Source organism: Flavobacterium sp. UMI-01 (genome assembly GCF_019656315.1).
Classification (GTDB): domain Bacteria; phylum Bacteroidota; class Bacteroidia; order Flavobacteriales; family Flavobacteriaceae; genus Flavobacterium.
In genome coordinates, this window is sequence record NZ_BPLU01000002.1 from 1 (window position 1) to 23,456 (window position 23,456).

General features: G+C 33.6%; 24 protein-coding genes and 1 tRNA gene. 10 read left to right on the forward strand and 15 right to left on the reverse strand.

Annotation, left to right across the window (positions count from 1 at the left end; genetic code table 11):
* Nucleotides 1–245: 245 nt before the first annotated feature.
* From K5R64_RS00960 to K5R64_RS00980, 5 genes are all read right to left on the reverse strand, one after another.
* Nucleotides 246–322, reverse strand: a tRNA-Thr gene (locus K5R64_RS00960).
* A gap of 79 nt (nucleotides 323–401) precedes the next feature.
* Nucleotides 402–668: a hypothetical protein gene (locus K5R64_RS00965; RefSeq protein WP_220759919.1), complete on the reverse strand. Its 267-nt coding sequence runs from the start codon at nucleotides 666–668 to the stop codon at nucleotides 402–404.
* 153 nt (nucleotides 669–821) lie between these two features.
* Nucleotides 822–1,232, reverse strand: coding sequence for a 6-carboxytetrahydropterin synthase (locus K5R64_RS00970; RefSeq protein WP_220759920.1), 411 nt, complete (start codon nucleotides 1,230–1,232; stop codon nucleotides 822–824).
* A 74-nt stretch (nucleotides 1,233–1,306) separates the two neighbouring features.
* Nucleotides 1,307–1,834, reverse strand: a complete 528-nt coding sequence (idi, locus tag K5R64_RS00975) for an isopentenyl-diphosphate Delta-isomerase (RefSeq protein WP_220759922.1) — start codon at nucleotides 1,832–1,834, stop codon at nucleotides 1,307–1,309.
* Nucleotides 1,835–1,912: 78 nt separating this feature from the next.
* Nucleotides 1,913–3,475 (reverse strand): NAD(P)/FAD-dependent oxidoreductase, encoded by a 1,563-nt coding sequence (locus tag K5R64_RS00980; RefSeq protein ID WP_220759924.1) that lies wholly within the window; start codon nucleotides 3,473–3,475, stop codon nucleotides 1,913–1,915.
* A 154-nt stretch (nucleotides 3,476–3,629) separates the two neighbouring features.
* Between K5R64_RS00980 and K5R64_RS00985 the strand changes: the two genes are divergently transcribed.
* Nucleotides 3,630–3,869: a hypothetical protein gene (locus K5R64_RS00985; RefSeq protein ID WP_220759926.1), complete on the forward strand. Its 240-nt coding sequence runs from the start codon at nucleotides 3,630–3,632 to the stop codon at nucleotides 3,867–3,869.
* 90 nt (nucleotides 3,870–3,959) lie between these two features.
* On the opposite strand, the gene K5R64_RS00990 is transcribed toward K5R64_RS00985, so the two are convergent.
* The gene (locus tag K5R64_RS00990; protein WP_220759929.1) at nucleotides 3,960–6,155 is read right to left on the reverse strand and encodes an ATP-dependent DNA helicase RecQ; all 2,196 of its coding nucleotides are present in this window, start codon (nucleotides 6,153–6,155) and stop codon (nucleotides 3,960–3,962) included.
* A gap of 85 nt (nucleotides 6,156–6,240) precedes the next feature.
* Between K5R64_RS00990 and K5R64_RS00995 the strand changes: the two genes are divergently transcribed.
* The 3 genes from K5R64_RS00995 to lptB all read left to right on the forward strand — a co-directional run bounded on the left by K5R64_RS00995 (nucleotide 6,241) and on the right by lptB (nucleotide 8,836).
* On the forward strand, nucleotides 6,241–7,206 hold the full coding sequence (locus K5R64_RS00995; RefSeq protein WP_220759931.1) for an SIS domain-containing protein: 966 nt from the start codon (nucleotides 6,241–6,243) through the stop codon (nucleotides 7,204–7,206).
* Complete coding sequence (gene tatC, locus K5R64_RS01000) at nucleotides 7,206–8,027, forward strand: twin-arginine translocase subunit TatC (RefSeq protein ID WP_220759933.1); 822 nt, start codon at nucleotides 7,206–7,208, stop codon at nucleotides 8,025–8,027. The genes K5R64_RS00995 and tatC overlap by 1 nt, the downstream gene beginning before the upstream one ends.
* 68 nt (nucleotides 8,028–8,095) lie before the next feature.
* On the forward strand, nucleotides 8,096–8,836 hold the full coding sequence (gene lptB / locus K5R64_RS01005; protein ID WP_220759935.1) for an LPS export ABC transporter ATP-binding protein: 741 nt from the start codon (nucleotides 8,096–8,098) through the stop codon (nucleotides 8,834–8,836).
* Between the two features lie 59 nt (nucleotides 8,837–8,895).
* Here the strand turns inward: lptB and K5R64_RS01010 are convergent, their stop codons facing one another.
* Genes K5R64_RS01010 through K5R64_RS01020 form a run of 3 tightly spaced genes read right to left on the reverse strand, consistent with a single transcriptional unit; the run spans nucleotide 8,896 to nucleotide 10,907 of the window.
* The gene (locus K5R64_RS01010) at nucleotides 8,896–9,276 is read right to left on the reverse strand and encodes a PH domain-containing protein (RefSeq protein ID WP_220759937.1); all 381 of its coding nucleotides are present in this window, start codon (nucleotides 9,274–9,276) and stop codon (nucleotides 8,896–8,898) included.
* 47 nt (nucleotides 9,277–9,323) lie between these two features.
* Nucleotides 9,324–10,184 carry a glycoside hydrolase family 25 protein gene (locus tag K5R64_RS01015; RefSeq protein ID WP_220759939.1) on the reverse strand — a complete coding sequence of 287 codons (861 nt, stop codon included), beginning with the start codon at nucleotides 10,182–10,184 and terminating at the stop codon, nucleotides 9,324–9,326.
* Nucleotides 10,185–10,193: 9 nt separating this feature from the next.
* Nucleotides 10,194–10,907, reverse strand: a complete 714-nt coding sequence (locus K5R64_RS01020; protein WP_220759941.1) for a phosphatidylcholine/phosphatidylserine synthase — start codon at nucleotides 10,905–10,907, stop codon at nucleotides 10,194–10,196.
* Between the two features lie 267 nt (nucleotides 10,908–11,174).
* Between K5R64_RS01020 and K5R64_RS01025 the strand changes: the two genes are divergently transcribed.
* Together K5R64_RS01025 and K5R64_RS01030 are read left to right on the forward strand one after the other, a co-directional pair.
* Nucleotides 11,175–12,161, forward strand: a complete 987-nt coding sequence (locus K5R64_RS01025; RefSeq protein ID WP_220759976.1) for a PorV/PorQ family protein — start codon at nucleotides 11,175–11,177, stop codon at nucleotides 12,159–12,161.
* Between the two features lie 36 nt (nucleotides 12,162–12,197).
* Nucleotides 12,198–13,346 (forward strand): DUF4105 domain-containing protein, encoded by a 1,149-nt coding sequence (locus K5R64_RS01030; RefSeq protein ID WP_220759943.1) that lies wholly within the window; start codon nucleotides 12,198–12,200, stop codon nucleotides 13,344–13,346.
* A 1-nt stretch (nucleotide 13,347) separates the two neighbouring features.
* Here K5R64_RS01030 and K5R64_RS01035 read toward each other — a convergent pair whose 3' ends face one another.
* The 4 genes from K5R64_RS01035 to K5R64_RS01050 all read right to left on the reverse strand — a co-directional run bounded on the left by K5R64_RS01035 (nucleotide 13,348) and on the right by K5R64_RS01050 (nucleotide 18,101).
* Nucleotides 13,348–14,742, reverse strand: coding sequence for an exopolysaccharide biosynthesis polyprenyl glycosylphosphotransferase (locus tag K5R64_RS01035; protein ID WP_255580259.1), 1,395 nt, complete (start codon nucleotides 14,740–14,742; stop codon nucleotides 13,348–13,350).
* Between the two features lie 66 nt (nucleotides 14,743–14,808).
* Entirely contained in the window at nucleotides 14,809–16,158 is a 1,350-nt protein-coding gene (locus K5R64_RS01040) for an O-antigen ligase (protein WP_220759945.1), read from the reverse strand.
* Nucleotides 16,155–17,234 (reverse strand): glycosyltransferase, encoded by a 1,080-nt coding sequence (locus K5R64_RS01045; protein WP_220759947.1) that lies wholly within the window; start codon nucleotides 17,232–17,234, stop codon nucleotides 16,155–16,157. The genes K5R64_RS01040 and K5R64_RS01045 overlap by 4 nt, the downstream gene beginning before the upstream one ends.
* A gap of 3 nt (nucleotides 17,235–17,237) precedes the next feature.
* Nucleotides 17,238–18,101: a hypothetical protein gene (locus tag K5R64_RS01050; RefSeq protein ID WP_220759949.1), complete on the reverse strand. Its 864-nt coding sequence runs from the start codon at nucleotides 18,099–18,101 to the stop codon at nucleotides 17,238–17,240.
* 151 nt (nucleotides 18,102–18,252) lie between these two features.
* Here K5R64_RS01050 and K5R64_RS01055 point away from each other — a divergent pair, with 151 nt between their 5' ends.
* The 4 genes from K5R64_RS01055 to K5R64_RS01070 are packed head-to-tail and all read left to right on the forward strand — an operon-like array spanning nucleotide 18,253 to nucleotide 21,369.
* Nucleotides 18,253–19,401, forward strand: coding sequence for a hypothetical protein (locus K5R64_RS01055; protein WP_220759952.1), 1,149 nt, complete (start codon nucleotides 18,253–18,255; stop codon nucleotides 19,399–19,401).
* A 2-nt stretch (nucleotides 19,402–19,403) separates the two neighbouring features.
* A complete protein-coding gene (locus K5R64_RS01060) occupies nucleotides 19,404–20,366 on the forward strand; it encodes a glycosyltransferase family 2 protein (protein WP_220759954.1) in 963 nt (320 codons plus the stop codon).
* On the forward strand, nucleotides 20,347–20,733 hold the full coding sequence (locus K5R64_RS17305; protein WP_220759956.1) for a GtrA family protein: 387 nt from the start codon (nucleotides 20,347–20,349) through the stop codon (nucleotides 20,731–20,733). Before K5R64_RS01060 ends, K5R64_RS17305 begins: the two co-directional genes overlap by 20 nt.
* 6 nt (nucleotides 20,734–20,739) lie before the next feature.
* Nucleotides 20,740–21,369 (forward strand): class I SAM-dependent methyltransferase, encoded by a 630-nt coding sequence (locus K5R64_RS01070; protein ID WP_220759958.1) that lies wholly within the window; start codon nucleotides 20,740–20,742, stop codon nucleotides 21,367–21,369.
* Here the strand turns inward: K5R64_RS01070 and K5R64_RS01075 are convergent.
* On the reverse strand, nucleotides 21,366–22,490 hold the full coding sequence (locus tag K5R64_RS01075; protein WP_220759960.1) for a glycosyltransferase family 4 protein: 1,125 nt from the start codon (nucleotides 22,488–22,490) through the stop codon (nucleotides 21,366–21,368). The two genes, K5R64_RS01070 and K5R64_RS01075, sit on opposite strands and share 4 nt — an antisense overlap.
* Nucleotides 22,487–23,440: a hypothetical protein gene (locus K5R64_RS01080; RefSeq protein ID WP_220759962.1), complete on the reverse strand. Its 954-nt coding sequence runs from the start codon at nucleotides 23,438–23,440 to the stop codon at nucleotides 22,487–22,489. Before K5R64_RS01080 ends, K5R64_RS01075 begins: the two co-directional genes overlap by 4 nt.
* Nucleotides 23,441–23,456 lie beyond the last annotated feature (16 nt).

Below are 23,456 nucleotides of genomic sequence, written 5' to 3' on the forward strand. Positions count from 1 at the left end.
TAGAGCGCAATTTAGAGGTGTTAGAAAAATTGATTTTTTCCTGTTTAGATTATCCAATCTTTTTGCCTAATCCCCAACTTTTGAACTTGATCCTCTTTCAATGCAAAAATCAAAGCTTTTAGAGCGCAATTTAGAAGTGTCAGAAAAATTAATTTTTTCCTATTTAGATCATCCAATCTTTACCACCAGCCAAACCAAATTTAAAGACATAAAAAAAACCATCACAAAATGTGATGGTTTTACTTTGGAGCCGATAGAGGGACTCGAACCCACGACCTGCTGATTACAAATCAGCTGCTCTAGCCAGCTGAGCTACATCGGCGTCTCATTACGGGTGCAAATATACATACGATTTTGAATTCTCCAAAATTAATTTGCACTTTTTTATAGATTTTTTCGACCTACAAATCGTTTATCTTAGCAATTAATTGATTTGCAGCTTGTTCTAATTCTATATTGATTTGTTTAAAATGCGCTTTTTTATTTTCAACATTCTTAGCATTCACTTTTTCAATCAAAACATCAAATGCAGCGATAGCTTCATCGATTAATTTATTCGTTTCTTCAGTTGGTTTTCCAGTTGAAGTAAGCTCATATAAATATACTGCTTCAATAATATCTCCTAAAACGTAATTAATGTCTTTTTTTAAATTCCTAACATTTGCCATTTTTCTTAAATTTTAATTTGCGTCTGCAAAGGTACACATAATCTTTGTATTACGAACAATTTAAATAACATTTCCCGATACGACAACTAACCCAACACCTTAACAAAGGTCTTCATAGAAACATCTTTACAACATCAAACATTATACATCATTCTATTGGCCTTTATAACTCACAAAATTTCTTGGTGTTTCATATAACACCACTTCTAACTCCAAATCCCCTTCAATTCTTCTTCTAATTTTATTCCAAATCACCACCACTATATTTTCAGCCGTAGGATTCAAGTCTTTAAATTCAAGAACATCAAGGTTTAGATTTTTATGATCAAAAGGAATTTCTACTTCTTCCTTGATAATTTCAGCCAAAATTTTGACATCCAAAACAAAACCTGTCTCAGGATCAATGGGACCAGTTACACTAACTATTAACTCATAATTATGCCCATGGTAATTGGGATTATTACATTTGCCAAAAACTGCATCATTTTTTTCAAAGGACCAATCTTTACGATACAATCGATGTGCCGCATTAAAATGAGCCTTTCTGCTTATCGTAACTTTCATAATGACTACTTTATGTTTCTTTAATTGCTATAAATCTCCAATCCTACTAGTATTTTTTATCCACAAGCAACACCTTAACTTTTATTTTGCTCTAAAAAATGATAAAACTCTTGAAAAATTATTTTGAACCATGCTGTATATTCCTCTGGACGCAACACAACATCAGCTTGAACCGCTTCAATTGCCATCCATTTCCAATCTTGAACCTCTTCTTTATTAATAATTGGCTCTTCATTATAATACCCAATCATCACATGGTCTAATTCATGTTCGGTCAAACCATTATCAAAGGGGGCCTTATAAATAAAATGAAAAAGCTCTTTTAGATCTGCGGTAAAACCCATCTCCTCATACAGACGCCTGCTTCCCGCCTCAAGATTGGTCTCTCCTTCTCGTTGATGACTACAACAAGTATTTGTCCAAAGCAATGGTGAATGGTATTTATGAGAAGCTCTTTGCTGTAGCATGATTTCATTTTTATCATTTAAAATAAAAACTGAAAAAGCACGATGTAAAACAGCTTTCTGATGCGCTTCCATTTTAGGCATTAATCCTATTTGCTCGTCATTTTCGTTAACTAATATTACGTTTTCTTCTGTCATATAAATGTATAGAACCGCAAAAATACAAAAAGATAAGCTCCCGAATAAAAATAACGATGGTAATATTACGCTCGCTGCTTATTTCTTGAGACTTTCAGCAATCATTAGGGCACATTTTTCTCCATCGATTGCCGCAGAAATAATTCCACCTGCATATCCAGCCCCTTCGCCACAAGGATACAATCCTTTTATTTGCAAATGCTCAAGTGTCACTCCGTCTCTTGGTATCCTAACAGGAGAAGAGGTTCTTGATTCTGGCGCATGAAGAATGGCGTCATTGGTCAAATAGCCTTTCATGGATTTTCCAAATTCAGAAAAGCCTTCTCTTAAAATTTGGCTCAAAAAACCAGGAAAAACCTGCCCCATTTCTACCGAAGTCGTACCTGGAACATAGGATGTTTTAGGTATTTCAGACGAAACTTTATTTTGCACAAAATCAATCATGCGTTGAGCAGGCACTTTTTGAGTTTGACCTGCTAAATGCCATGCTTTTTGCTCGATACTTTTTTGGAATTCCATTCCTGCCAAAGCTCCAAATTTCGCAAAAGGTTTAAAATCTTCCAGCTTTAATTCGACTACAATACCTGAATTTGCAGTGGCTTGATCTCGTTTTGAAGGAGACCATCCATTAGTAACTACTTCACCTGGACTAGTCGCACAAGGCGCAATTACCCCCCCTGGACACATACAAAAAGAATACATTCCGCGACCGCCTACTTGCTTTACTATGCTATAAGGAGCAGGTGGCAACAATTCGCCTCGATAATCGCAACTGTACTGAATTTTATCTATCAATGACTGTGGATGCTCTGCGCGAACCCCCAATGCAAAAGGTTTAGCTTCAATTAGAATCTTTTTTCTATCTAAAAGCTCAAAAATATCCCTAGCAGAATGTCCCGTAGCCAAAATAAGTTTATTCGACAAAATGACATCACCATTTTGAGTAACCACACCTTCGACTTCATTATTTTTAATCAAAATATCGGTTACCCTAGTCTCGAATAATACCTGACCGCCACATTCCTTAATCTTTTCTCGAATATCTTGAATGATTTGAGGCAATTTATTAGTACCAATATGAGGATGTGCTTCGACTAAAATATCTGGAGTAGCACCAAAAGCTACTAATAATTCGAGAATTCGATTTACATCCCCTCTTTTTTTCGAACGAGTATATAATTTCCCGTCTGAATAAGTTCCAGCTCCACCTTCACCAAAACAATAATTAGAATCTTCATCAACAATATGATCCCTATTGATTGCTTTCAAATCCCTTCTTCGACCTCGCACATCTTTCCCTCTTTCAATCACAATAGGCTTTAATCCCAAAGCTATCAATTGTAAGGCCGCAAAAAGGCCAGCGGGCCCAGCACCAACAACAATGACTTCTTGAGATTGAGACACATTAGGATAGTCCGGCAAATCCAATACCTGTTCTTGAAAAGGTTCTCCTTCAAGATAAACAACTACCTTCAAATTTATTTTAATAGCTCTTTGACGGGCATCAATAGATCTTTTTAAAACAACTACATGCGCTATCGCATGAGTTGCAACTTTTATTTTTTTTCCAATAAAATCTTTCAGAAGAAATTCATTATGAGCTATCTCTGGTGTTACTTGTATGAGAAGTTCTTGAGGCATTGATACGTATATTTTCTTTATTCCTTATTATAAAAGGAGAGGGTACAAAAGTACTATTTTGAACTGAATTCTGATATCCAAATTGAGAAACCATTTGAAATAATCAAATTAGACTTTGTAACTTTGACGTTTTAAACCTTATGCGCTTCCTAAAATGTCGAGAAAAACAAAAATGATTTGGGATTTCCGCGGTCCTGCCGCAACAAAAACAGCAGAACACCATGAAATCCATTTAAAAGAATACATTGTCATTGAAAAAATCCCCTTGAATATTACGGGTTTTGAAATCATCAATGACCTACACGCCATAGCGTATATGGTGGTGACAGATGAAAACATGATAGCGGTGCGTGACACCTTGAAACCTCATCGTGCTACCTTATACGAAGAATAAGCAACACTAAAATTCCAAAAAAAAATCCAAATTCAACGCTACTCATTTGAGTTATGGAATTTGGATTTTTTTTATTGAGATTCTCCTCTTTTAGTTGGCCACTTCACTAATGAATTTAATACGCATCAATCGCAACTCATCAATATCATATTCTCCATCAAATTCCTTAAGCGCATCATCAATTTTATCTGATTCTGATTCCATAAAATAATCGTGAATTTCTTCTTGTTGGTCTTCATCCAGCAAATCATCAATCCAGTACTGAATATTCAATTTGGTACCCGCATAAACAATTTGCTCCATTTCCTTAATCAAAGCATCCATAGTAAGTCCTTTGGCTTTGGCAATATCTTCTAAAGACAATTTTCTATCAATATTCTGAATAATGTATAATTTATTAGCCGAATTCGTTCCTGTTGATTTTACAACCAAATCATCTGGTCGAATGATATCATTATCTTCAACATAACGATTAATTAAAGCAACAAACGCTGCACCATATTTCCTAGCCTTGCCTTCACCTACTCCATGAATATTAACCAATTCTTCGATAGAAATAGGGTACTTCAAAGCCATATCTTCTAAGGAAGGGTCTTGGAACACAACAAATGGAGGAACACCAATTTTTTTGGCCTCTTTTTTTCGTAATTCTTTGAGCATGTTCATCAAATTCTCATCAACAGCGGCTGTAGATTTAGCTGCTGAAACGATGGCTTCATCTTCAGATTCACTATACTCATGGTCGTAAGACATCATAAACGAGGTTGGTTTTTTTAGATATTCTAATCCTTTTTCGTTTATTTTAACAATACCATAGGTTTCGATGTCTTTAGTCAAATATCCTGCCACCAAAACTTGTCTTAATAACGCCATCCAATATTTTTCATCGTGGTCAGCACCACAACCAAAAAAGGGTTGTACATCAGTTCGATGCGCCTTAATTACAGCATTTACCCTTCCTATTAAGGTAAAAACAATTTCTTTTGATTTATACAAATGCTTGGTATCTCGGACTACTTGAAGCAATTTGACCACTTGTTCTTGTGCTTCATTTTTGGATTTTGGATTGCGTACGTTGTCATCCATATCCGCTCCTTCTCCATTTTCACTATCAAATTCTTCTCCAAAATAATGCAATAAAAATTTCCTTCTTGACATAGATGTCTCAGCATACGCTACGACTTCTTGCAACAATGCAAAACCAATTTCTTGTTCCGCAACGGGTTTCCCCGACATGAATTTCTCTAGCTTTTCGACATCTTTATAGGAGTAATATGCCAAACAATGTCCTTCACCACCATCACGACCCGCACGACCCGTTTCCTGATAATAACTCTCCAATGATTTAGGAATATCATGATGAATTACAAAACGAACATCGGGTTTGTCTATTCCCATACCAAAGGCAATAGTTGCGACCACCACCTCAACATCCTCCATTAAAAACATGTCTTGATGCTTTGCTCTTGTTTTTGCATCTAAACCTGCATGATAGGGAACAGCACTGATGCCATTAACCTTTAAAACTTCGGTGATTGCCTCCACTTTTTTACGACTCAAACAGTAAATAACGCCCGATTTCCCTTTATGTTGACGAATAAACCGAATTATGTCTGATTCCACATTTTTGGTTTTGGTACGCACCTCATAAAATAAATTGGGCCTGTTAAAAGACGCTTTGAATGTTGTGGCATTCGCCATATCTAAGTTTTTCAGAATGTCTTCTTGAACTTTTGGAGTAGCAGTCGCCGTAAGTCCTATTACTGGCATTTCTCCAATTTGTTTGATAATATTTTTTAGATTACGGTATTCAGGTCTAAAATCATGCCCCCATTCAGAAATACAATGTGCCTCATCAATAGCAACAAAAGAAATGGTAACCGTTTTTAAAAAATCTACATTTTCTTCTTTGGTCAACGATTCGGGAGCCACATAAAGCAATTTGGTTAATCCCGATGTAATGTCTTTTTTAACTTGAGCGATTTCTGTTTTAGTCAAAGAGGAATTTAATACATGTGCCACACCATTTTCAGAAGACAAACTACGAATAGCATCCACCTGATTTTTCATCAAAGCTATCAATGGAGAAACTACGATTGCTGTCCCTTCTTGAATTAATGCAGGAAGCTGGTAACATAAAGATTTACCTCCCCCAGTGGGCATAATTACAAATGTATTCTGTTTATTGAGTAAGCTTTTAATTACTTGTTCTTGCAATCCTTTAAATTGGCTAAAACCAAAATATTTTTTTAACTCTTTATGGATATCAATTTCGTTTGAATTCATTCTTTATTATATGGTATTTTATATAAATTTGCACCACATAAAGATACTAATTTCTTTCACACTTACAAATTTTAACTATTCTGTTTTGATTACTAAAGAAAATATATTGGCAATCGCCAAAAAAACGATTCTGTCCGAAAGTGATGCCATAACAAAACTTACTGATTACCTTGACGATAACTTTTATAAGGCAACACAAGCCATATACGAATCCAAGGGACGATTAGTCGTGACTGGAATTGGAAAAAGTGCTATCATCGCTCAAAAAATGGTAGCAACATTTAATTCAACAGGAACGCCCTCTTTATTTTTACATGCCTCTGAGGCCATTCATGGCGACTTAGGAATGATACAAAACGAAGATGTTATTATTTGTATTTCTAAAAGCGGCAATAGTCCTGAGATTAAGATTCTTGTCCCTTTGTTAAAACGTTTTGGCAACACCTTGATTGCCATCACTGGCAATACACAATCTTTTTTAGCTCAAGGAGCCGATATCATTTTAAACACCACTGTCGAACAAGAAGCCTGCCCTATTAATCTAGCTCCTACGAACAGTACCACAGCCCAATTAGTAATGGGTGATGCTTTGGCAGTTTGTTTAATGGAAATTCGCGATTTCAAACCCGAAGATTTTGCTGTCTATCATCCTGGAGGTGCATTGGGAAAAAAATTACTTCTGAAGGTGAGTGACATGCTAGAAAACAGCTTAAAACCTATCGTAACGCCAGACGCTTCGGTAAAAAAGGTCATTTTTGAAATTTCTGAAAAAAGACTAGGAGTAACCGCCGTGGTGGAAAACGATAAAGTAATCGGAATCATCACCGATGGCGATATTCGTAGAATGCTTACTGACAGGGATTCAATTGCTGATTTGACCGCTAGAGACATCATGACAAAAAACCCAAAAGTCATTCACTCTTCTGACCGAGTAGTGGATGCTTTAAACTTGCTTGAGGATTATAAAATCACTCAATTGATTGTGGTTGATGACAACCAATACAAAGGCGTATTACATTTACATGATATTTTAAAAGAAGGAATCCTATAATGACAAAGAAAAATCTAAATGAAATGTCTTTTCTAGACCACCTAGAAGACTTAAGATGGTTACTTGTACGAAGCACCATAGCCGTCATCATAATGGCTTTTTTTACCTATTTTATCAGTGATTTCCTTTTTGACACCATCATATTTGGTCCCACAAGGCCCTCTTTTTTTACCTATACTTTTCTTTGTGATTTATCACACCAAATAGGTATTGGAGAAAGCATTTGCATCACCGAAATGCCATTTATCATCCAAAACACTGAAATGGAAGGCCAAGTAAACGTTTTTATTTGGATATGCCTTTTGGCTGGTTTTATCCTTGCTTTTCCATTTATTTTATGGGAAATATGGAAATTCATTAGTCCGGCCTTGTATGACAATGAAAAAAAACATGCTAAAATATTCATCTTTTTTTCATCTCTTCTTTTCTTTCTAGGGGTATTGTTTGGGTATTTTATTGTGATTCCAATGTCTGTCAATTTTGTAGCTACTTTTACTGTGAGTAGCGTGGTCTTGAATCAATTTACCTTAAACTCTTATATTGGTATGGTAAAAACTTCAATTCTATCAGGAGGTCTCTTTTTTGAATTGCCTATCATTATTTATTTTCTAACCAAACTAGGGTTAGTTACACCTACTTTCTTAAGAAATTCGCGTAAATATGCCATCGTTTTGGTGCTGATTATTGCCGCCATTGTTACACCTCCTGATGTAGTAAGCCAAACTATTGTGGCTATCCCAATGTTATTAATCTATGAAGCGAGCATCTTTTTGTCGGTATTTGTTCATAAAAAAGAAAAAGCAATCGTAACAAAAAATTAGGATTATAATCTGTTCTTTATTTGTTTCTTTGTAAAACAAACAAAAAACACACACCAACTCAACACAAAATGATTTTAAGAGCTGATAATTTAATAAAAACCTACAAAGGACGTAGTGTGGTCAAAGGCATTTCGGTTGAAGTGAACCAAGGAGAAATCGTAGGTCTTCTGGGTCCAAATGGAGCTGGAAAAACCACTTCCTTTTACATGATTGTGGGACTTGTAAAACCGAATGCGGGAAATATTTACCTGAACGATTTAGACATTACGAACTACCCCATGTACAAACGGGCGCAACAAGGTATTGGTTACTTAGCCCAAGAAGCATCGGTTTTTAGAAAATTAAGTATTGAAGATAATATTTTGAGTGTTTTACAATTGACTAAGCTTCCAAAAGAAGCACAAATTGCCAAAATGGAAAGTTTGATTGCCGAATTTAGCTTAGAACACATCCGAACGAATCGTGGTGATTTGCTTTCTGGAGGAGAACGCCGTCGTACCGAAATTGCGCGCTGTCTCGCTACGGACCCAAAATTTATTTTGCTGGACGAACCTTTTGCGGGTGTTGACCCTGTAGCGGTAGAGGATATTCAGCGAATTGTAGCCCAATTAAAAAACAAAAACATAGGCATCCTAATTACAGACCACAACGTTCAAGAAACCTTAGCCATTACCGACAAAACCTATTTGATGTTTGAAGGTGGGATCTTAAAAGCGGGAGTACCCGAGGAATTAGTAGAGGACGAAATGGTACGAAGAGTCTACTTAGGTCAAAATTTTGAATTGCGTAAAAAGAAAATCGATTTTTAGCATCCCAATATAATAAAATTTAAAAGGCACTTTGTATTCTAACAAAGTGCCTTTCTTTTTTACTTTAGTACATGCGTTGCCAATACTTTATGTACATCATATACATTAACCGATTTATTAAATTGTTTTTTAATACTAGGTAGTTGCTCACTAGAGACCCAAATTTTTAACTCGGCTTCCAAGTCAAAAGTACCCGCCGTTTCAATACTAAATCTCGAAATATTCTTGTAGGTCACTGATTTGTATTCCACTTTGCTACCTGTTAAACCTTGTTTATCTACCAAAATAAGTCTTTTGTTCGTAAAGATAAACACATCTCTAATGAGTTTAAATCCTAATTCGATCTGTTCTCCATCGATTAATAATTGGCCATAGTCTTTTTGTAAATCATCTTGACTAACGGTTCCTGCATTCCCTAAAATTGCTGAAAAGATTCCCATAGTATTTATTTTTTTGTAATTAATTTAAACTAATCTTCAACCAATAATCAATCCACCGTTATAAACTGCAACTGCTGTAAATCACCGTTGAAAATATTCACATCCACATTTCCGTTAATACCTGCAACGGAAGCTTTTTCAGTAAATTGCCAAAAAAGCCAATCTTCTTCAATATTTTCTCGATAAAAATTATAGTTGGCAATCCAAAACAAGTAATCGCTAAACTCCTTTTTTAAAAAATCAAGATAGTATTTTTCTCCGGTATAAATGATGGGGCGCACTTTATAATGGGCTTCTACTCGTTCTAACCATCGTCGTAAACCCAATTTCAATCGCTCCATAGACTGATTATCTGACAATCGCTCCAAATCAACCACTGGTGGTAAATCACCCTTCTTTAATTGAACTGTTTTTATAAATAAATCTGCTTGAGCAATTGAGTTTTCATTTGGACGATAATAATGGTATGCCCCGCGAATCAACTTTTGTTCCTTGGCCGATTTCCAATTGCGCTTAAATTTTTTATCCAAACGATCACACCCCACCGTTGCTCGAATAAAAACAAAATGGATAGGAAACTCCTCCTCAATAGAACCCATCTCGTCCCATTGAATTTCCCCTTGGTATTCTGAGACATCAATACCGACTGATTTGCAATTAACTTTTTCTAAAACTTGATGGTTCCGAATATCCGAAAGTCGTTTATTCGCAGCCTTTTCAGCAAGCACTTTGTCTGTCTTAAAACTAAAATAATACGCTAATCCATTGCGATAATGATATAGCATTGCCATTAAGAAAGCACAAACTAATCCAACCCTCAAAAAACGAATGCCTTTTTTATATAAAGGGGATGTTGTTTTCTTCTTTCTTTTTACTACAGTTTTTCTTGTAACGGTTCTTTTTCTCATTGGGACATATTACTTCTTAATCCATTGATTGTTGACAACTGATAGGAGTACATAAAAAAGAATCAACAACGGAATGCCTGCAAAATGAAAAAACAACACCAATAGAAATGAAAAAAGAAGAAAAACGATTTGGATGATATTGTCTTTAAGTGTAAACTTTTTTAATTTTAGTGAAAACAACGGAATTTCAGCATTTAAAATATAAGCACTCCCCAAAATTAACCCCAGTAAAACCCATTGACTGGTTAACATTTCTAAAGCCATTAAAGAGTCTGAATATTGCAACACCAGAGGTAAACTCAGTATAAAAAGTGCATTAGCAGGGGTTGGCAAGCCAATAAAAGAATCTGTTTGTCGGGTATCAATATTAAAATTAGCCAATCGGTAACAAGAGCCCAAGGTCACCACAAAGCCTAAATAAGGAAATAAAACACTAGCTGTAATTTCGACCTGTGCCTTACTCAACATGGCATACATTACATAGCCAGGTACTACGCCACTCGTGACCATATCCGCCAAGGAATCCAATTGCAAACCTAACGGACTGGAAACCTTAAACAATCGAGCAAAAAAACCATCAAAAAAATCAAAAAATATTCCCAAACAAACAAAATAAAAAGCCCATTCAAAATTATCCTGAGTGGCAAAAACCAAAGCAACACAGCCAGAGAACAGGTTCAATAAGGTAATCAAATTAGGAATTTGTTTTTTGATAGCTTGCATATCGTTTTATTTTGGATTCGCACAAATTTAATACAATAACCGTATGCAACTGCGGTTTTTGCTATAGATTTTTATGGACAACCATTGGGTTTTCTTTTTATTTATATTCAAAAAGAAATAAGCTCATTAAAAAATTATATTTTTGGAGAAAAATAATCACCTTTGTGTTTTAAAACCATACAGTTGAAAAAAATTCAATGCTTCATTTTCTTTTTAGTTTGTATTACAAATTACAGTCAAACCGTTAGGAAATATTCTAATGAATTCATGAATATTGGTGTCGATGCCGCTGCTTTAGGTATGGCCAATAGTGTTGTATCATCAACAAATGATGTCAATGCAGGATATTGGAATCCTGCGGGCTTGGTTCATTTAGAAGACCATCAAGTAGCTTTAATGCATGCTAATTATTTTGCTAACATTGCCAAGTATGATTATATCGCGTATGCAAGCCCTATCGATGACGAAAGCGCTTGGGGAATATCGTTAATCCGTTTTGGAGTAGATGATATTCTTAACACAACTGAATTAATTGATAGTCAAGGCAACATTGATTATAACCGCATAAGTCTTTTCTCAACCGCTGATTATGGATTCACCTTTTCATACGCCCGTCGTTTACCTATTGAAGGGTTTCAATATGGCGTAAATGCTAAAATAATCCGTAGAATTATAGGTAAATTTGCGAGTGCTTGGGGCTTTGGATTTGATGCTGCGGTGCAGTTTGAACGCAACAATTGGAATTTTGGAATTATGGCAAGAGACATTACAACGACCTATAATGTCTGGAATATTAATGAAAAAGAGTATCAAAAAGTAGCCGATGCTGTAGCGGGACAAAATCAAGAATTACCCGAATCTACCGAAATTACCGCTCCCAAACTACAACTTGGTCTGTCTAAGAAATTTATTTTTCATTATGATTACAGCCTCTTGGCAGCAACTAGTCTCAACATGCGTTTCACACAAACCAATGACATTATTTCGACAAAATTTGCCAGTATTGATCCTGCAGTTGGATTAGAATTTGGTTACACCGATTTAGTTTTTGTACGGGCAGGAGCAGGAAACTTTCAAAATACGTTGCAGTTAGACAACAGTGAAAAAGTGACCTTCCAACCTAATATTGGATTAGGATTTAAATACAAAGGAATACAAGTGGACTATGCCTTGACTAATTTAGGAAATCAAGGCACTACTTTATATTCCAATATTTTTTCGTTAAAAATTGATTTAGGACAATTTAGACGCTAACATCCATTTCTTGGACTTTCATTAAAAAAAGCACTAATGAAAACAACATTGATCAAAAAAGCCTTTTATTTTAGTTTACTCTTTTCTCTCCTCTCTTACACCTCATTTTGTCAAAATCTCATTTTGTCAACCAATGCCAAAGCTAGCATTTTAACCTGTGGTACAGGAAATGAATCTTATTCCTTATTTGGACATACGGCCATACGAATTTCGGACCCCGATAACCAATTAGACGTGGTCTATAATTATGGTGCTTTTGATTTTAACACACCTAATTTTGTGGCCAAATTTGCCAAAGGCGATTTGCAATACTTTGCCATTACGCACTCCTTTAATAATTTTATGTCGCAATACCACTATGAACAAAGAGATGTGTTTGAACAAGAACTAGCGATAAGTCTCATTTTAAAACAAAAATTGTTTGATAATTTAAATCAATCTTTAACTTCAGGAGACAGTTATTATACCTATAAATTTATCGACAAAAATTGTACTTCAATGGTCGTGGATATTGTCAACAAAACATTAGGAAAAAATGCTATTACTAAAAAAACCGACAAAGACCTTACCTATCGAAGCATTCTTTATCCATATTTTGACCATCATTTTTTTGAAAAACTAGGTACCAGTATTATTTTTGGAACAAAAGTAGATGCGTTAGGCGATCATATTTTCCTACCCTTAGAGCTTATGCACAATCTTAAATTAGCAACATACAACCAACGCCCTCTAGCACCTGGCGAACCCAAAGTACTTTTGGATTTTCAAGAAACACCCGCTTTTTCTTGGTGGAATAATGGTTATTTTTATGGCATCTTATTAGGATTAATTGTGTTATTAAATCACCCCATTCTTAATCAAATATACTTTTTGATGTTAGGACTTATTGGGGGGCTATTTACTTTTCTGGGGTTTTATTCAGGCCATTTAGAATTGGCGAACAACTATAACATTTTACTTTTTAACCCATTACTTCTCGTTCTGGCTTTTTTCTTTTGTTCCAAAGTAAAAAGACAATGGATATATCGATTAGCAATAGTACAACTAGTCCTTTTAGGCGTATATAGCGTCATTGTAAGCACCAAAATCCATTTTTTTATTGTACTCCCAATCCTTTTGACTACAACTTATTTAGTAATCAAATTAGCGTTACAACATAAAAAGAGATTAACCAGTGTTTTATAAATTACTGACCGCGGTAAAAAAGGACTGTGGTGATGGTTTTAAAGGTAATGTTCAAATCCAAGTAAAAACTTCGGTGTTTGATATAGTACAAATCATATTGTAATTTTATCAGGCTGTCTTCGATATTTTCACCATAAGAATACTTTACTTGCGCCCAGCCAGTCACGCCTGGTTTTATCACATGACGGGTTTCGTAAAAAGGCATTGAAGCAGCAATTTGACTCACAAACTCGGGCCGTTCAGGTCTAGGCCCTATAAGTGCCATATCCCCTTTTATCACATTGATAAATTGGGGGATTTCATCGATTCTAGTTTTTCTTAAAAACTTTCCAAAACGCGTAATGCGATGATCATTCGGACGGCTAAAAACGGCACCATTACTTTCGGCATTCCGAATCATCGTTCGCAACTTTACTATTTTAAAGGGTACACCGTCCTTGCCTATTCGCTCTTGATAATAGAATAAAGAACCTCTATTCCCTAACAAATTTCCCAGTAAAATAAAGGGCAATACTAACAAACCCATAAGGATACCTATAGACGAAATTAAGAGTTCTAGAATGCGTACGACGGCTAAATACAATTTATTTTGATTACTACGACTAAAAGGAAAAAAACGATAAAAGTCCATCGCTATATGCTGAATGGGTATTCGATGGGTTTTGGATTCATACACTTGAACGTATTCACGAATATTGGTACCTGTTTCCAATATTTTTATAAGTTGTTGGTATAACTCGGTATCAATCCCTTCGGCCATTTTTGTGGCAATTACAACTTCCGACACCCTCTTTTCCTGTACATACATCAATAAATTCGAAATGGCTACCTGCTCAATATAGGATTTATTTTCTTCTTTTTGTTCCAAAATGGCATGGGGTGCTACAAAAGCCACGATTTTATAATGGGGGTCTATATTTTCTATTCCCTGAACGAGTTCCGTCACTTGATTCTCTTCACAAATTAACAATGCATTTTGCAAAAAACGATTTGAAGCCAAATATTTCACATAGAAAAACCGCCACGAAATCAAAACCAAACAAACAACCGTGTAAAATACCAGAATTTGCAGACGGTTTTTAGGTAATTCAGGAGAAAAAACAGGAGTTAACAAATAGACCCAAACCGTACTGGAAACTGTCAATAAGGTGCTTTTCAGAATTTGAAACTCATTACTAGCTACTTGTAAGTGGTACATTTCGAAAACAACTCCAAATGCAACGAGATAGGAGGCAAAAAGAATCAAACGACTCTGACTAAAGACAATTTCTTTTAAATACCGAACGTCAAAAATTATCCCTACAGCATATAGCGCTACCAAAACGAAAAAAACATCAAAGAGTAATAATATCATTTTTCGCTCTGAAATTTCAAAATGTATATTACCTTTAGCCATATCCTTTTTGTTACGCTCGCAATTTAATTATTTCAAATGGAATCGAGTTATAATGATTTTTCTTTTTTAAAATTTTCTTTTGGTTGTTATTCTAGTAGGAATAAGTTGAACATTTAGCAGTGATAACGAATACACAAAGGCTGGAACTGCTGTCCTCATAGCGGCATGATTAATAGTCAAAAACCAAAAAAGCACAAAACAAATCAAATACATATTAAATTGATTTTCTAAATACATAATCAGTGGCGTAAAAAATAAAATTGCCAACGCTAGTATTCCTAAAGCGCCGTGTTCTGCTAACATTCGGGTGATCTCATCATGGGAAACTGCAAATTTACCTGTTATATTTTCTCTAATTTCTGCTCCTTTAGCCACACCAACACCAAAAATAGGATTTTCTAAAAACATATCAATTTCTGTTGTTGCAATATCGGTTCTTCCTGTGAATTTGCTTTCTTTAACTCTTCCTTTGGCATCTTTATTTGCATAACGTTTATCAATTAATCCCCCCGTTTGTATCGATGAATAGCCCCAAATAAAAACAAAAGCCGTAAGTATGATTCCCAAAATGTAATTCAACTTGACCTTTCCTTTAAAATTAGTTTTGTAATACATAAAACCTAATAAAGCAATAATCATGAATAAGCCCGTGAGCATCCCGCCTCGAGAAAAAGTTATTATACCACGGTACGAAATGTTTAAAGCTACTATTAAATTGATCAACAATAACACCTTAGTTTTAGATTCTAATATAATCCTCGAAAAAAAAATAAACATCCCCAAACCCAAAAAAGTAGCCACTTGATTGGGACCAAATCCTCCTGAGGTAGCAAAATTAGACTCCGTACTTGTAACGACATCTCGTATGCTTGGCGTATAAAATGTTAAATAGGTCATGCAAGTTACGATAGGTAATCCCAATGCTAACAGGATATCATTAATTTGCTTTAGGGTTACTCTTCTTCTAAAGGTGTATAAAGAGGCCATCCCTAAACATACGGGACCCGATATATTAAATGCAATGGTAGTTCGCATATTGGTATCAAAATTTAGGACTGCAGTAGAAATAATCACACTAGGCACTAATAATAACAAGTAAATCCAATAAGGTGTAGCACCTTTAGCAAATCCCTTATAATACATTCCCATAAACATGAAAATCATGACACCATATTTCGAAAACTCATACGAAATATTCCCTCCTGTCATCCTCAAAAAAACCTCTGCCCCCGTAATATAGGCCGCTGCCAGTAGCACTTCATGATTTTTATTCTGTTTTTTTATCACATAATAAAATCCGATTAAAAAACTTAACAAACCATATCCTTTTGCTGCTACAGGAATTAAATAAACCAAAAAACCAACAAAAGCATGAAATACAATTAAATACAGATAAGACAACTCTTCTTTTTTCATCTTTTTGTTTTTTTCAGCCAAGTTAAATACTGCTCGATTATAGCACTTTCAGTAAATTTTTTTTTAATTGTGTTCTGTAATCCTAAGCCAAACTTTGCTCTTAAATGTTCATTATCTATCAATTGTACTAACGCCTTATAAAAAGAATGATGTACTAATGAATCCAGCAATACTCCATTATCCCCATTTTGAATTATCGAACCTATTTCCCCCACATTCGATACGACTACAGGTATCTTACACAAGCCATATTCTAACAAGCTTACTGGCAATCCTTCTGATTTTGAACAAAGGACTCCAATGGTCGCTTGATGCAATACCGACTCAACATCCTCTAAAGACTCATACACAAAAACCGTGTTTTCAAGCTCATTATCCCCTATAAACTGTTTGATTTGTCTTGAATATTCATCCTTAAAATCTTTACCAACCAAATGAAATGTCCACTCGGGATACGTTTCTTTCATTTTTACAGCCACTTTCAAAAGCAAAAAATGATTTTTTTGCTCCCTTAAATTAGCCAAACAAATAATTCGCTTGCCTGATTGACCTTTCAAAACAGTTTCCCCTAGACCTTCTTTTTTTTCAATTACAAAATTGGGCAAATAAATCACATTTTTAAAACCCATTTTATGTTGCACCCATAGTTTCAATTTTTGGTTGACAACAATAACACCGCCAAAGAAAAACCTCCCCAACCTTAATGTCAATAAACTTCTATCTTCCAAAAATTCACTATTCCCATAATGGTCATGCCAAATCAATCGTATGGAAGGTCTTATCAATTTCAATAAAACCGCAATAAAATAAGACGTGCCATGCGCATGAACAATGGTCACTTTATGTTTTTTCACAAACTTCCGTAAGCGAAATACCGCTCGAAAATCCAATGTTTTTTTTCTTTCCAAAAAAAGATATTGCACTTTCTGATTCAATTGACGCACTAGAGGTCCTTCTTTTCTAGTAGCAACCAACCCTGAAAAAGCAATCTCATTGACCAATGCATTGGCATAATTCACAGCCATTCGCTCTGCTCCGCCTGCCTCTAAGGAATCTATTATCTGAAGTATACGCATGGATTAGTTTTTTCTCAAAAGTATCGTAACACTTCCCGCCATCAACTCTTGTTCGCTGTATTTTTTAAAATCGGGATGAATCGACAATTCTTTAAATTTACTATAGGCAACTGTATTGTTTTTTACCACATCATGCTCAAAAAAAACCATTTCAAAATCATTTTTAAAAAGTTCTAAATACTGAGGCAATCGCAGTCGATTATGAAAATCAAATTTTGTTTGAATCTTATCCCATTCCTCTGAACTATATTTTAAAAAATCCTGTAACGAAAGTGATGTATCACTGTAAGCACGATGATCACTAGGAGAAATTAAATGCAAGATATAACTCCCTTTCTTTAATCGAGATAGAAAAAATTGATGCATTTCCTTTATACTTTCAATAGGTACATGTTCTAAAACAAATCGAGATACAATCAAATCAATATCCTCAATTTTTCCTTTACAAATATTTGTTTTGGGAAAATAGTTTACCGACTGATGCAATTCATATTTCCCTTTTTTTTGAACCTCAAACACATAATCTTTACTGTAAAAAGTGTTCAGTTTTTTTATTTCTTTGGTATTATAATGCTCATTGATATCATAAGTATCTACCGACTTTACATTTCCTTCAAATATAAATTGATACGGTAAAAGTGGCACCCAACCTGACCCTAATTCCGCAATTTTACATCCCTCAATGCTAATATTGTTATTGTTCAATATTCTAATTATGGTATTAAATGTTGTTCTTGTCGATTGAATTTTGTCCCCCAAAGTCTTTTTACTTCCTATATTTTGCAAAAAATGATAAATAGAATATCCTAGTGAACCTGGGAATATTGCCAGTGTTTTAAATATTCTTGTTTTTATACGATGATTCATTTAATATATTCTTTTCCTTTGGTAAAAAACATCAATCCCAAATATACTCCTGCAAATATAGATAAAACGAACTTGGTACTTTCTTCAATAAATTTTTTCATTTCAACTAATGAAATAAAAAATATTACATTTACATAATAAATACATATCTATGCTGTCTCTTATTTCTTTCTTAAAAAAAGAAAAGTTATTTAGTCTTCTTTTTATTTCAATCTTACTATTATCTCTTAGAAATTTATTCCTAAACCTACAGGCAGATGAAATCACATATTCTAAAATCGCAACTAATATTTTAAATGGTAGATATTATCAGAAGAACCATCCCTCTACTGTCATCCCTGTAATGCCATTTCTAATGGCTTTATTTAACTTTAGTAAAGCTCCATACTTAGGTTTTGCATTGCAAAAATTTTTTCATATACTACTAACTATTTTAGGTTTTCGATTTTGCTATCTAACGTTATCCAAACTTAATTTAGACAAAGGCATTATTTATAGCATCTTATTAATGACCTCCATCTCAACAAATTTCATTTCATTTCTTCCTTCTTTATATCCTGAATCTATCCTTTTTGTTTCTTTTTGGGGATTTATGTATTATCTCAACCAACCAAAAACGGTTTCTAATTTCAAAAAGTTTTTCTTATTGTTTATTTTATTAGTTTTTACTAGATATTTATATGCTATTTTAGGTCTACTAGTTTTAATGTACTACTATTCATTTTTTATTAATTCAAAAAAACATTTTTGGAAACTACTCATACTATCGCTCACCCTTACCACCCCTCTATTTCTATGGTTTAAATATGTCTACCATATTGAATCTCAAAATTTAAGTGAAATAAGTTATTTCAATAGATTCAAAACAGGTGAACACCCTCTCTTGTATAATATAAAATGTGGTTTAGGCCTAGAAAAGCACTATGAAGTTAGTCGTGTTAATGGTATCCCTGCTTTTACATCATTATTTGTACCTATTACAGGGTTTAGAAATTTTTATTTAAGTTTAGTTTTGCTTTTAGCCGTATTTTTTGGACTCTATCAGAAAGTCAAGAATACAATTGTTTTTAATTTCCTAATTACCTTCTTTTTAGTCATGTTTGGTTTCGTATTAGCTGGTACTGGCTTTAATAGATACTGGCTTGTTTTATTACCTATTATTTATTTAGGCTATTTTTTTATCTATGATAAGTACATCCATAACCCAACTATATTTATAAAAATCATACAAATCATTAGTGTCATTTTGATTTTAAATGAAATCAGAATAACTTCCCTAATCCTAAATAAAATCCTCTAAGTATGTTGCAAAAGTTAATTATTTATATGCCTGCTCTAAATGAGGAGGAAACCATTTTAAAGGTCATTAATTCAATTCCTAAAACAATTAATGGATTTAATACTGTTGACCTTTTGGTAGTAAACGACGGGAGTATAGACCAAACGGTTACTGAAGCAAAAAAAGGAGGTGCAACAGTCATAAATCACAATAAAAACAAAGGAGTAGGTGAAGCATTTCAAACTGCCATTAATTATGCTTTACAAACAAAAGCTGATGTATTGGTTAGTATTGATGCAGATGGACAATTTGACGTCAACCAAATACCTGACATACTAGCTTCTATTTTAAACAACCAAGCAGATTTTTGCATTGGAATTCGTTTCTCAAATGGAAAACCACCTAATATGCCTAAAATTAAGTTTTGGGGAAATAAACAGGTAAATAAAATAGTAAGTTTTGTAAGTAAAACTAAAATTCACGATGCTTCTTGCGGTTTTAGAGCCTATTCTAATGACACTTTATTAAGTTTGAATTTACATGGTAGTTTTACCTATACTCACGAAACAATATTAGACTTACTTGATAAAGGATTTAAACTGGACCAAATCCCTGTGAGAGTAGAATATTTTGAAGATCGTGTTTCAAGGATTGCTAATAATTTATTTCAATATGCATTTAAAACCTCAGCCATAATCTTCAAATCTTTAAAAGATTACAAGCCTTTACAGTTTTTCTTAGGAATAGCATTTTTTATTTTTTTATTTTCCTTGTTTTTTGGAGGATGGGCTTTAATCCATTGGATTGTTTATGATACAATTACACCTTATAAAAGTTTCGGTATTATTGGAATATCTCTTTTAGGAATGAGTGCTATTGTAACTATTTTTGCCTTTATGGCGGATATGCTTGGTCGAATTAGAAAAAATCAAGAAAAAATATTATACTTTTTAAAAAAAACGCATTTTGAAAATCCTGAAAGATAAAGAACTTAATTCCCAAATTATACGATATATACTAATCAGTCTATTTGGTTATACCTATATTTTTGCTTCCTTATACTTATTAGTAAGCATGTTTAAGGTTAATCAATCAATTGCTTTTATGATTGTATATGGAATTTGGTATTTGTTACTTTATTTCATCCAATTAAAACTATTATTTAAAACCAAACATAAAAAAAACAAACTAATTAAGTTTTCCCTTTACTTGATAACATTTTATCTAGTTGCAAACCTTTTATACAGTATAGCTATTTCATTAAGACTAGAGTACATGGTAGCTAACATTATTGCAATACTAATCTTGATGCCACTTCGATTTATTGTATCCAAATATTATGTCTACAATTAAAAAAACATGAAAAAAATTGATTATAGCAAACTAAAAGCTACACCCGAAAATGAAAACTTTTCAGGCAAATATGACGACACGAACATTATCTCAAAGTTCTTGGTTGAGAATTACTTTAAATCTGTCCAAAAATTAGTAAATAAAATTACAACCATTGATTCTGCTCATGAAATTGGTTGTGGAGAAGGAAGGTCAACGATGAAAATTAATAAAATGATTTCAAAATTGACAGCATCAGAATATGTAGAAGACTTAATACCTCTTGCCAGAAACAACAATCCTAATTTAACTATTTTTCATGAGAGTATATATGAGCTTAAATATGAAAACAATAGTGTTGATTTAGTTTTTTTATTAGAAGTATTAGAACATTTAGATTTTCCTAAAACAGCACTCGAAGAATTAAAAAGAGTTTCTAAAAAATATATTATTTTGGGCGTACCCCGAGAGCCTTTATGGCGATTTTTAAACATTTGCCGATTCAAATATTTAAATGATTTTGGCAATACACCTGGTCATTTAAACCACTGGTCTAAAAAATCTCTTATTAAATTAATTGAAGAAGAATACGGTAAAGTTATTGCAGTTGAGTCGCCAATACCTTGGACCATTATTTTAGCAGAAAAATACAGCTAATTATTTTTTTTTATAATTCCCTTAATTTCACTTTCAAATTTAGTAGTTGTGAAATGTTGGGACCATTTCAAACTCTTCATAGACATTTTTTGATACTGCGATTCATTTTTCATAATTTTTAGTATTTCAATCAAATCAACCACAATATCTCCATTTAATACAATCCCTCTTGAACCATTCCCAATCATATCAGGAACACAAGATACTGGACTAGCTAGAGGCACACAACCCCAAAACATGCCTTCGGCTATTGCCTTAGGCCAACCTTCACTAGCAGAAGCTAAGATTACAAAATGACTTTGTAAATACTTGTTTTTTAATTGCTCTTTCGACAGATTTCCTGTTAACTGAACACAGTTTTGTAATCGCTGTTGCTTAATGTAGTCTTCCAAAATCGTTCTTTGATTTCCTTCCCCACACAAATGCAACTGCACATCAAACCCTTTTTGGTATAATTTTTCAACTAATTGAATAGCGTACAACGGATTTTTCCCTACCGATAAGGTACCTACAAAAATAAAATTTATTGTGGTATCCAGTCGTTTTTTTTCTAAGGGAAGTATTTCGGATTGAGAATAAGTTGCAGTAAAAAAAGGGACTATATTTTTAGATTGTTTTTCCCATTGTCCATAGACCAAAACCTGTATGTTTCGAGTTAAAAACGGATTATTTAAAATCCATTTTTGAAAACGATAACTCCAAGGTTGCTTTGCCTTTGGGTCCCAATTACCCGCATATTTAGCGGTTTTAGGCTTATGAGGAAAAAAGATTTGCACCAAACACCCTAATAATCCTATATTCCCTGGGCAACGCAGGTGAATGTGGTCGGCTTTTTTACAAGCTTTATAAATTTTATAAATAATTATAGGAAGTTTATATAACGAAAGTAAACTGCTTTTTGCTGATGTAAATTGGATTGAAGGAATTTTAGAAAACCATAAATTACGGTGTTCATAGGCTACATCGATTACCTGATCTGACACTTTAGCTAACGGTGCTACTATTTCAACCTCATCAACATACTTTAACCACAAATTCATTTCCCTGACATAAGGTGCATAAGCCATATACTGCTTTTGCAATAAGCAATGTGGAACATGAGTAATTATTCCTAATTTCATTTTAAAGTAATATTTTGAATAATATAGTTTGCTTGAGCTTCAGGAGTGCAATAAGTCTCAAAATATTTTTTTCCGTTTTCAGATATCTTTTTATGATAATTTGGAGATGAAAAAACAATATCAAAAACACTCTTAAACTCCTCAATTTTGTCTATAAAATGTATATTTTCACCATTATCAAAATCAATTGCCAATACAATTTTAAAAGGAAAAGATAATACAAATAATCCTTTATTCAAATATTCTGCTAATCGCCAACTAACTGCCCCACAAACTGCAGAATTATTTAATACAACTAACGATTTGGAACTTAATTTAGAAAAAACTTTCGGGTTATACTTCACAGTATTTATTTCATTTCCAAAATTAAAATTATTTCCATCGCTTCTTCCTATAAATCCCCCTTCAAACTGTATACGACGATCTTCTCTACAATATCTAATAAAGGCTGCACGAATAGTGTTTGTTTCAGGTTCTTTTTTCCAAATATTAGAAGAAAAAAAAACGTAATTGTTATTAATATCCTTTTTTTGTTCTTTTTTATAAATGGGTCGTCGTTTGTAAATATACAATTGGCTTGCTAATTCTTTTAGTTTTAAAAAACGAAACAAATGAATACCAAAAATTTTTATATATAAACCCGAAATATTTACTGGATAATGTGGGAATAGAGGTTTTACCTTTTCCTGCTCGTAACATGCTACAGTTTTTAATTTATTAGTAACAAAATATAGAGTTACCTGATCGTATAATTCCTGAATAATATGTGTTGGATCATCATTATCGATTACCGCTAACTTATTATGTAACTCAAAAATCAATTGCGGTTTATTATTATACTTTAAAAAACGAGGATCAGGTTGATATGTTAATTTAGTTACTGAACTTAAACCCAATAAATAATAGGAAGAATAATAATTTGGTATGTTTAGAATCTTAATTTCTGTCATAAATCCTGAATATGCT